Genomic DNA, 9964 nt, shown 5'->3' on the forward strand with positions numbered 1-9964 from the left:
CGCAACGCCCCAACCAGGAACCCAACCCATGTCCCGATTCCAAGTGAAGAAAGTCGCCGTGCTCGGCGCAGGCGTGATGGGCGCGCAGATCGCCGCCCACCTCGTCAACGTGAAGGTGCCCGTGGTGCTGTTCGACCTGCCTGCCAAGGAAGGCCCCAAGAACGGCATCGTCACCAAGGCTGTCGAAGGCCTCAAGAAGCTCAAGCCCTCGCCCCTGGGCGTGGCCGACGATGCGGCGCTGATCCAGCAGGCCAACTACGAAGAGCACATGCACCTGCTCAAGGAATGCGATCTCGTGATCGAGGCCATTGCCGAGCGCATGGACTGGAAGCTCGACCTGTACACCAAGATCGCGCCCCATGTGGCCAAGCATGCCATCCTGGCGTCCAACACCTCGGGCCTGTCGATCACCAAGCTGTCCGAAGTACTGCCCGAGAGCATCAAGCCTCGTTTCTGCGGCATCCACTTCTTCAACCCCCCGCGCTACATGACGCTGGTGGAGCTGATCAACACGCCCACCACCCAGCCTGAAGTGCTGGACCAGCTCGAAGCCTTTGTCACCAGCGGCCTGGGCAAGGGCGTGGTGCGCGCGCACGACACGCCCAACTTCGTGGCCAACCGCGTCGGCATCGCCGGCATGCTGGCCACGATGAAAGAGGTCGAGAACTTTGGCCTGACCTACGACGTGGTGGACGACCTCACAGGCAAGAAGCTCGGCCGTGCATCGAGCGGCACCTTCCGCACCGCCGACGTGGTGGGCCTGGACACCATGGCCCACGTCATCAAGACGCTGCAGGACAACCTGAGTCTGGAGACCGATCCGTTCTACGAAAGCTTTGGCACGCCCGCCGTGCTGAAGAAGCTGCTGGAGCTGGGCAATCTGGGCCAGAAGACCAAGGCCGGTTTCTTCAAGAAGGTCGGCCGCGACGTGATGCGCTTCGAGCTGGAAAGCGAAGAGTACGTGCCCGCAGGCCAGAAGGCCGACGAGGTGTATGCGCGCATGCTCAAGAAGCCCGCCGCTGAACGCCTGCGCCTGCTGCGCAACGCCGAAGGCGCGCCCGGCCAGTTCCTGTGGGCCATCTTGCGCAACAGCTTCCATTACGCTGCCGTGCACCTGGGCACCATCGCCGACAACGCCCGCGACGTGGACCAGGCCATGCGCTGGGGCTTCGGCATGAAGCAGGGCCCCTTCGAGCTGTGGCAGGAAGCCGGCTGGCTTGAAGTGGCGAAGATGATCCAGGAAGACATCGACGCTGGCAAAGCGCTGTGCAAGGCACCGCTGCCAGAGTGGGTCTTCAAGGGCCCCGTGGCCGACGCCGGTGGCGTGCACACAGCGCAAGGTTCGTGGAGTGCATCGCAGAACAAGTTTGTGCCCCGCCGCCAACTGCCCGTGTACGAGCGTCAGATCTTCCCCGAGGCCCTGCTGGGCGAAACCAGCCTGCCCGACTGGCGCACCGCTGGCACCACCATTGCTGAATCGAAAGCCCTGCGCACGTGGACGCTGGACGGCCAAGTACTCATCGCCAGCATCAAGAACAAGATGCATGCCATCAGCCCCGAGGTGATGGAAGCGCTGATGGAAGCGCTGGAACTGGCCGAGTCTGAGTACCAGGGCATGGTGATCTGGTCCGGCGACGCGCCTTTCAGCGTGGGTGCGGACTTGGAAGCCACGATGCCCGCCTTCATGGTCGGCGGCGCCGACGCGGTGGAAAGCATTGAGCAGGAGCTGCAGAACCTGATGATGCGCATTCGCTACGCCCAGGTGCCGGTGGTGGCTGCCATCCATGGCATGGCGCTGGGCGGTGGCTGCGAACTGGCCGTGTATTCGGCCAAGCGTGTGGCGCACATGGAAAGCTACATCGGCCTGGTCGAAGTGGGCGTGGGCCTGGTGCCTGGCGCGGGCGGCCTGACCTACATCGCCCGCCGCGCGGCCGAGAATATGGCCGCCTCGACGAGCAAGGACATCCTGCCCTTCCTGACCGAAGGCTTCACCGCCGCGGCCATGGCCAAGGTGGGTACCAGCGCCATCGAATCGCGCAAGCTGGGCTTCCTGCTGGACAGCGACGTGATCGTGCCCCACAAGGACGAGCTGCTGTTCGTCGCCATCAACGAAGCCAAGTCCATGGCCGCGAGCGGCTGGCGTGCACCGCACAAACGCCTGTTCCCCGTGGCGGGCCGCAGCGGCCTGGCCACCATCAAGGCCCAGCTGGTGAACATGCGCGACGGCGGCTTCATCAGTGCCTACGACTTCAAGATCGGCGCCATGATCGCCGAGGTGGTCTGTGGTGGCGATGTGGATACGGGCTCGATGGTGAGCGAGGAATACCTGCTCACGCTGGAGCGCAAGGTGTTCTGCCACCTGATCGCCCAGCCCAAGACGCATGAGCGCATTCTCGGAATGCTCTCCACGGGCAAGCCTGTCCGCAACTGATCGGCATCACCATGACGAGCCAAGCCCCCAACAAACTCCAGCGCTCGCTGATGCGCCTGGACGAGGCGCCCGCCTTCATGCGCGGCTTCGTGCAGAACATCATCCTGCGCCGGGCCGTGCCCTTCACCGGCACGGCCGGGGTGCGGTTCGTGTCGCTCACGCCCGAGCGTGTCGAGGTGCACCTTGCCAACGAGCGCCGCGTGCAAAACCACATCGGTGGCGTGCACGCCTCGGCCATGAACCTGCTGGCCGAAACGGCCACCGGCATGGTCGTGGGCATGAACGTGCGCGACGACTGCCTGCCGCTGGCCAAGGAGCTGAGCATGGCGTTCAAGAAGCGCGCCACGGGCGGCCTCAAGGCCGTGGCCACGCTCACCGCCGAGCAGCGCGCCGCCATGTTGGCCAGCGACAAGGGCGAGGTGCAGGTGAAAGTCACCGTGACCGACGAAGCCGGCGTGGAGCCGGTCGAATGTGTATTTACGTGGGCCTGGGTTCCTTCCAGCCGCCCCCCCAAGAATTGAAGGAGTTTCACCATGGCTCAAAAACAAGTCCAGGACGCCTACATCGTCGCCGCCACGCGCACGCCCATCGGGCGCTCGGGCCGCGGTTATTTCAAGAACACCCGCCCCGACGACCTGCTGGTCGCCGCCATCAAGAGCGCCATGCTGCAGGTGCCCACGTTGGACCCCAAGGCGATTGAAGACGCCATCATTGGCTGCTCGTTCCCCGAAGGTGAGCAGGGCATGAACATGGCCCGCATCGCCGTGGGCTTGGCGTTCGACCACCCCGTGGGCGGCGTGACCGTGAACCGCTTCTGCGCATCCGGCATCACCGCCCTACAGATGGCCGCCGACCGCATCCGCGTGGGCGAGGCTGACGTGCTGATCGCCGGCGGCGCCGAATCCATGAGCCTGGTGCCCATGGGCGGCAACAAGCCCTCGTTCAACGCCGAGATCTTTGCCAAGGACGAGAACGTAGGCATCGCCTACGGCATGGGCCTGACCGCCGAAAAGGTCGCCCAGCAGTGGAAGGTGAGCCGCGAAGCACAAGACGCGTTCGCGCTTGAATCCCACCTGCGCGCCATCAAGGCGCAAAAGGCTGGTGAGTTCAGCGACGAAATCACCCCCATCGAGATCGTGGAGCGCTCGCCCAACCTCGCCACCGGCGAAGTGGTGGAAAAGCGCCGCACCGTGAGCCTGGACGAAGGCCCGCGCCCCGACACGTCCCTGGAAGGCCTGGCCAAGCTCAAGCCCGTGTTCGCGGCGCGCGGCAGCGTCACGGCGGGCAACAGCTCGCAGACCAGCGACGGCGCGGGCGCGCTGATCGTGGCCAGCGAAAAGGCCGTGAAGCAGTTCGGCCTGACGCCCCTCGCGCGTTTTGTGAGCTACGCAGCGCGCGGCGTGCCGCCCGAGATCATGGGGATTGGGCCTATCGAGGCAATTCCTGCGGCGCTGCGGTATGCGGGGCTCAAGAGCGACGACATTGGCTGGTATGAGCTGAACGAAGCGTTTGCGGCGCAGTCGCTCGCCGTGATCAACACGCTGGGGTTGAATCCTGCGAACGTGAACCCGATGGGCGGCGCGATTGCTCTGGGGCACCCGCTGGGGGCGACCGGTGCGATTCGCGCGGCGACGGTGGTGCATGCGCTGCGTCGGCACAAGCTGAAGTACGGCATGGTCACGATGTGCGTAGGTACTGGCCAAGGCGCCGCCGGCATCATCGAAGCTCTGTGATTGGCTACTGCGCGTCTTTCAGGCGTCGTTGGGCGGTGCTCGCAATCCTCACGTACCGCAAGTACGTTCCGGTTGCTGCGCTCCGTCCGCCTAGCCTGAAAGCCGCTCGCTACGCCCTGGAGGGTGGGGTGTGAGGCAGGGGAATGGGCGGGGCAACACTTGATTGCTCTCACCCAAACCGTTCGGGCTGAGCTTGTCGAAGCCAGGGTTCTGCCCCCTCAGCGATAGTTTTCTTTTCAAGCCGGCGCAGATCGGTTTCGAACCAAGGAGACAGACATGAACAAGCAAACTTTGCAGGTCAACGGGGCAGTGTCTTTGGCGCTGCGTGTCTACGAACCCGAGGGCGCGCCGCGCGCCAGCGTCGTGATCGGTGGCGCGATGGGGGTGCGGCAGTCGTATTACGAGGCTTTTGCGCTGTGGATGGCGCAGCAGGGGTTTCGGGTCACCACCTTTGATTACCGAGGCCATGGCGATTCGCTGCAGGGCGCGATGCGCGATGTGAAGGCGGATCTGTTCGACTGGGCACAGGACTACGAGGCGGTGATCACAGCCGCCAAGGCCGCGCTGCCGTCGCTCCCGCTGTACTTGCTGGGCCACAGCCTGGGCGCGCAGTTGCCGGGCTTGTTCAAGAAGCCCGAGCAGGTGGCGGGCCTGCTCAGCGTGGCAGCAGGCAGTGGCTACTGGCGCGACAACGCGCCGCAGCTCAAGCGCATCGTTCCGTACTTCTGGTGGGTGCTGGTGCCGCTGGCCACGCGGCTGTGCGGGTATTTCCCGGGGCGCACGCTCAAGAAGGTGGGCGACCTGCCTGCGGGGGTGATCCTGCAGTGGCGGCGCTGGTGTCTGGACCCGGCCTACAGCGTCGGCGCCGAAGGGCCAGCGGTGGCACAGAGTTACGGTGCGGTGCGATTCCCGGTGCTCGCCTTGTCGATGGCCGATGACGAACTGATGACCTTGCGCGGCACGCACAACCTGGTGAACCTGTACGCCAACACCGAGCGCCGGGTGGAGAGCATCACGCCGGCTGATCTGCAGGTGCGGCGCATCGGCCATTTCGGGTTCTTTCGCGACCAGTTCCAGCAGAGCCTGTGGCCGCGTGCTGCGGCTGCGCTGGCCGCCCTGGGCGGGGGTGGAATGCCCCGCAGCGAAGTCTCCGGCACGACGGCCTGAGGGGGCGTTTCGCGGCACACTCGCAGCATGACCTCCTCTGCTTCCACTTCTTCGTCTTCATCCATCCACCCGCTGGACGAAGCGCTACAACTGACGGCCTCGTCCGCCGCGACGGGTCAGTACGAAGGGCAGACCCACCCCGGTTACTGGAACATGGTGGGCCCGTTCGGTGGCATCACCGCCGCCACGCTGCTGCAGGCCATCCTGCAGCACCCCGACCGGCTGGGCGATCCGCTGTCGCTCACCGTGAACTACGCGGGCGCGCTGACCTCGGGCGCATTCACCGTGCAGGCGACGCCCGTGCGCACCAACCGGTCCACCCAGCACTGGACGCTGTCGATCCTGCAGGCCGGTGCCGACGGCGCACAGGTGGTCACCACCACGGCCACGGCCGTCACGGCGGTGCGCCGTGAGACCTGGAGCGTGGGCGATGTGCCCATGCCCGAAGTCCCTGCGCCCTCAGCGCAGCCTGCCATTCCCCCGGGTTTTGGCGTGGAGTGGCTCAACCGCTACGAGATGCGCCCCATCACCGGCGCCATTCCGCGCCAGTGGGATGGCAGCGGCGATCACAGCCTCACACAGCTGTGGATGCGCGACACACCAGTCCGGCCGCTCGACTTTGTTGCACTGACCGCACTGGCCGATGTGTTCTTCCCCCGCGTGTGGCTGCGCCGCGCGCGCCAGGTGCCAGCGGGCACGGTGTCCATCACCGTGTACTTCCATGCCACGGCAGAGCAGCTGCAGGCCACGGGCACCGGCTTCCTGCTCGGCCAGGCGCGCGGGCAGGAGTTCCGCAACGGCTTCTTCGACCAGACTGTGCAGCTCTGGAACGAGGCTGGCACCATGCTCGCCACCAGTCACCAGATCGTTTACTACAAGGAATAGGACGTAGGCCTGTTGCTCAGCGCCGTGCCGCATTCCTCTTGTCCCAATCCATCAGACCCCGGAGCCTTCACCACCATGACCGAAGCCACCCAAGACATTCTTGCCCACACCGAAGCGGGCGTGACCACCATCACCTTCAACCGTGTGGACAAGAAGAACTCCATCACGCGCGACATGTACGCCGCCATGGCCGATGCGCTCGATGCCGCCAAGGCCGATGCCAGCGTGCGCGTGGTGGTGTTCCAGGGCGACGTGGCGATCTTCAGCGCAGGCAACGACATCGGTGACTTTCTGCAGCAGCCGCCCGCCACGCAGGACTCGCCCGTGTTCCGCTTTCTGCGCGGCATCGCCACCTTCCCCAAGCCAGTGATCGCCTCGGTGTGTGGTCCGGCCGTGGGCATCGGCACGACCATGCTGTTCCATTGCGACCTTGTTTACGCGGGCGACAACGCGGCGTTCTCCATGCCGTTCGTCAATCTGGGCCTGTGCCCCGAGGCCGCATCGAGCCTGCTCGTGCCGCAGATGCTGGGGTACCACCGCGCTGCGGAAGCCTTGCTGTTGGGCGAGCCGTTCATGGCCGAAGCCGCGTTGGAAGTGGGGCTGGTCAACCGCGTGGTGCCGCCGACCGAGTGCAATGGCGTCGCACAGGCGCAGGCGAAGAAGCTGGCAGCCAAGCCGTTGTCGTCGCTCATCGAAACCAAGCGGTTGATGAAGGGCGGGCAGCAGGCGAAGGTGCTGGAGGTGATGGCGGAAGAGGGTGAGAGCTTTGGGCGCATGCTGCGCGAGCCTGCGGCGCGGGAGGCGTTCTCGGCGTTTATGGAAAAGAGAAAGCCAGATTTCAGCAAGAGCTGAAATCTGGCCGCCGCGATAGCGGTGCAGACCGCGTAGCGGGCTAGATGATCTTTCGGCAAAAGCGCCGTCCCGATTTCAGCGCTGTCTGAAATCCGGTCGCCGCGTGAGCGGTGCGGACTGCGGAGCAGGCCGACGGCGGTTTCGCTAAAAGCACCGACCGGATTTCGGCGCACTCTGAGTCCTTGGGTCTTGGTCATTTTGGCTGCTGGCGCCTGTCTATCAAGCGCTGGCAGCTATTGTTTTTTGTAGTTTTCGAGTTTCCGCCTGCTGTTTGAGCTGAGCCTATCGAAGCCAGGGAGTGCTGGTTTGGGAGGTGTGCTTGGTTTCAGTGCGGAGGCCGGGAGTCGCCCGGCATGCGAGTAACTTTCTTTCGCGTCGCCGAAAGAAAGTCACCAAAGAAAGGGCGACCCCCAGTCTGCGACCCCTTCGCTGTGCGAAGGGGCAAACCTGCGTCGAGGCGGTTTCGGGGTGCGCCGCAGAACTCACTGCGCGCCTGCGGCGCTCCGTTCGGACAACTGCGGCGAGTCAGTTCACGAAGCACGCGCGCTCTGACGCGCATGCCACCCCACAACCGCCCCGCCGCAGGCGCAGCCAGCAGGGGGTGAACAGCCGAACAGCCAACAGCCGAACAGCCCCACGGGCCTTTGCTTCGCTCGGCCTCGTCTTGCGGGCGCAAGCGCCTCGCGCTGTGCAGGCGGGGCCGAGCGCAGCGACGGCCCGTGTGGATGTCCGACTCGCGGGTCCCCTTCACGATGCGCCGAGGAGCGCAGGGCGTGGGGCGGCACGCGCGTCGGAGCGCGCGTGCTTCGTGCTCTGACTCGCCGTGGTTGTCCGAGCGGCGCGCGCAGCGCAAAGCGAGTTCCACGGCGCACCCTACGCACGAGCACCGCAGGTTGCCCGCAGCGAAGCGAAGGGACGCAGCGTGTAGGGTCGCCTTTTCTTTGGTGACTTTCTTTTGGCGAAGCAAAAGAAAGCCACTGCGCCGCCGGGCGCACACCCCGGCCTCCGCCCTCTGCAAAGACACACAGGCAACTATAAAAACAATAGCTTCCAACGCTTTATGGACGGGCGGAAGAGGCCAAAATGCATCCAAGAATTCAGCCGACAAAAGCATTGCCCAGCCCGAGAGCTTATTTTTACCAAGCACTTGCTTGCTAAAAATAAACAGTTTTGCTATCGTGCCTGCATGGATTCACCCGTGCCGCGCACCCGCGCCATCGCCCCATCTCCCAAGACCCCCCCGGCCCGCACTCGCAGCAAGGCCGTAGCCTCCTCCGACGCCAATGCAGCCACTGCAGAGGCAACCCCTACCCGCCGCCCGCGCGGCCGCCCCCGTAAAACCGCCGAAGAACTCGACGACGGCAACCGCCGTCGCAAACTCATGGACGGCGCGGCCAAGCTCTTCCGCACCCAGGGCTTCGCCGCCACTAGCACGCGCGACATTGCTGCGGCCGCAGGCATGCACAGTGGCTCGCCCTTCTACCACTTCGAAAGCAAAAGCGCGCTGCTCTACGCCGTGATGAGCGAGGGCATGACCATGGCCACACAAAGCCAGCAGCAAGCACTCGATGCACTGCCCGCCAAGGCCACACCACGCGAACAGCTGCACACGCTCATTCGCCACCACTTCGAGATCCTGCTCGGACCGCGCAGCAGCTTCATCCCGGTGATGCTGTACGAGTGGCGTTCGCTCACGCCCGCGCAGCGCAAGGGCATTGCCCGCATCAAGGACAGCTACGAGGCCACCTGGATGCCCGTGCTGGAAGCGCTGGCACAGCAGGGCGCACTGCAGGCCGAGCCCGGTGTGGCGCGGTTGTTCATCTTTGGGGCGCTCAACTGGGCGGTGCAATGGTTCTCGCCCAAGAAGGGCAAGTCGCTCGACGCGCTCACCGACGAGGCGCTGGCCTTGTTCATCCGTTCATAAAAAACAACCCCATCAAGGCAGAGTCACCATGGCCCCCACCGCGCGCAACGCCTACCAGTCTGTGTTTGCTCCGGGCCTGTTCCAGGGCCATGTGGTGGTGGTCACCGGCGGCGGCTCGGGCATTGGCCGGTGCACGGCGCACGAGCTGGCGCACCTGGGCGCGCATGTGGTGCTGGTGGGGCGCAAGCCTGACAAGCTGCTGGCCGTCGCCGAAGAAATCACCGCCGACGGCGGCCGCGTGTCGTGCCAGGTGTGCGACATCCGGTCTGAAGAAGGCGTGGTTGCGCTGGTGCAGCAGATCATCGCTGCGCAGGGCCGCATCGATGCGCTGGTCAACAACGCGGGCGGGCAGTTCATGTCGCCGCTTGAATCCATCAGCGCCAAGGGCTGGGAGGCCGTGCTGCACACCAACCTCACCGGCGGCTTTCTGATGGCGCGTGAGTGTTATCGGCAGTGGATGGCGCAGCACGGCGGCTCAGTAGTCAACATCGTGGCCGACATGTGGGGCTCCATGCCGGGCATGGGGCACAGCGGGGCTGCGCGCGCGGGCATGGTCAGCTTCACCGAAACCGCTGCGCTGGAATGGGCGCACAGCGGTGTGCGCGTGAACGCCGTGGCGCCGGGTTACATCGCCTCCAGCGGCATGGACAACTACCCGCCCGAGGCGGGCGACATGCTGCGTGCCATGCCGCGCACGGTGCCGCTTGGCCGCTTTGGCAACGAGGCCGAGGTGTCGGCGGCCATCACCTTCTTGCTCAGCCCGGCAGGCAGCTTCATCAGCGGCACCACGTTGCGGGTGGACGGCGCGCGGCCCCAGGTGCGCATGGGCTGGCCGCAGCGCCCGCCTGGTGCCACCGCCGCAGCACACCCGGCCGTGCGGCCGTTTGACGGCTTTCACCGCGCGCAGGTGCCGCAGGTGTTTGCACCTTCCCATACCCCCAAGCCCGAGGCCGCATGACCGCCGTCTTCACC

At 65.4% G+C, this 9964-nt stretch carries 8 protein-coding genes; all 8 read left to right on the forward strand.

Annotated elements, in window-relative coordinates; genetic code table 11:
* The first annotated feature begins 28 nt into the window (after positions 1-28).
* The 8 genes from AC07Z7_RS11855 (at position 29) to AC07Z7_RS11890 (ending at position 9950) form a co-directional block, all read left to right on the forward strand.
* On the forward strand, positions 29-2431 hold the full coding sequence (locus AC07Z7_RS11855) for a 3-hydroxyacyl-CoA dehydrogenase/enoyl-CoA hydratase family protein (RefSeq protein WP_494766346.1): 2403 nt from the start codon (positions 29-31) through the stop codon (positions 2429-2431).
* Between the two features lie 11 nt (positions 2432-2442).
* Positions 2443-2952, forward strand: a complete 510-nt coding sequence (locus tag AC07Z7_RS11860) for a DUF4442 domain-containing protein (RefSeq protein ID WP_110961703.1) — start codon at positions 2443-2445, stop codon at positions 2950-2952.
* A gap of 12 nt (positions 2953-2964) precedes the next feature.
* The gene (locus AC07Z7_RS11865; RefSeq protein ID WP_494766347.1) at positions 2965-4164 is read left to right on the forward strand and encodes an acetyl-CoA C-acyltransferase; all 1200 of its coding nucleotides are present in this window, start codon (positions 2965-2967) and stop codon (positions 4162-4164) included.
* 276 nt (positions 4165-4440) lie between these two features.
* Positions 4441-5331: an alpha/beta hydrolase family protein gene (locus tag AC07Z7_RS11870; RefSeq protein ID WP_494766348.1), complete on the forward strand. Its 891-nt coding sequence runs from the start codon at positions 4441-4443 to the stop codon at positions 5329-5331.
* Positions 5332-5358: 27 nt separating this feature from the next.
* Entirely contained in the window at positions 5359-6216 is an 858-nt protein-coding gene (locus tag AC07Z7_RS11875; RefSeq protein ID WP_494766349.1) for an acyl-CoA thioesterase, read from the forward strand.
* Positions 6217-6291: 75 nt separating this feature from the next.
* Positions 6292-7068, forward strand: coding sequence for an enoyl-CoA hydratase (locus tag AC07Z7_RS11880; protein ID WP_494766350.1), 777 nt, complete (start codon positions 6292-6294; stop codon positions 7066-7068).
* Between the two features lie 1186 nt (positions 7069-8254).
* On the forward strand, positions 8255-8992 hold the full coding sequence (locus tag AC07Z7_RS11885) for a TetR/AcrR family transcriptional regulator (RefSeq protein WP_494766351.1): 738 nt from the start codon (positions 8255-8257) through the stop codon (positions 8990-8992).
* A 28-nt stretch (positions 8993-9020) separates the two neighbouring features.
* Positions 9021-9950, forward strand: coding sequence for an SDR family oxidoreductase (locus AC07Z7_RS11890; protein ID WP_494766352.1), 930 nt, complete (start codon positions 9021-9023; stop codon positions 9948-9950).
* Positions 9951-9964: the final 14 nt, after the last annotated feature.

This window comes from Acidovorax sp. GW101-11A03, from assembly GCF_059424825.1.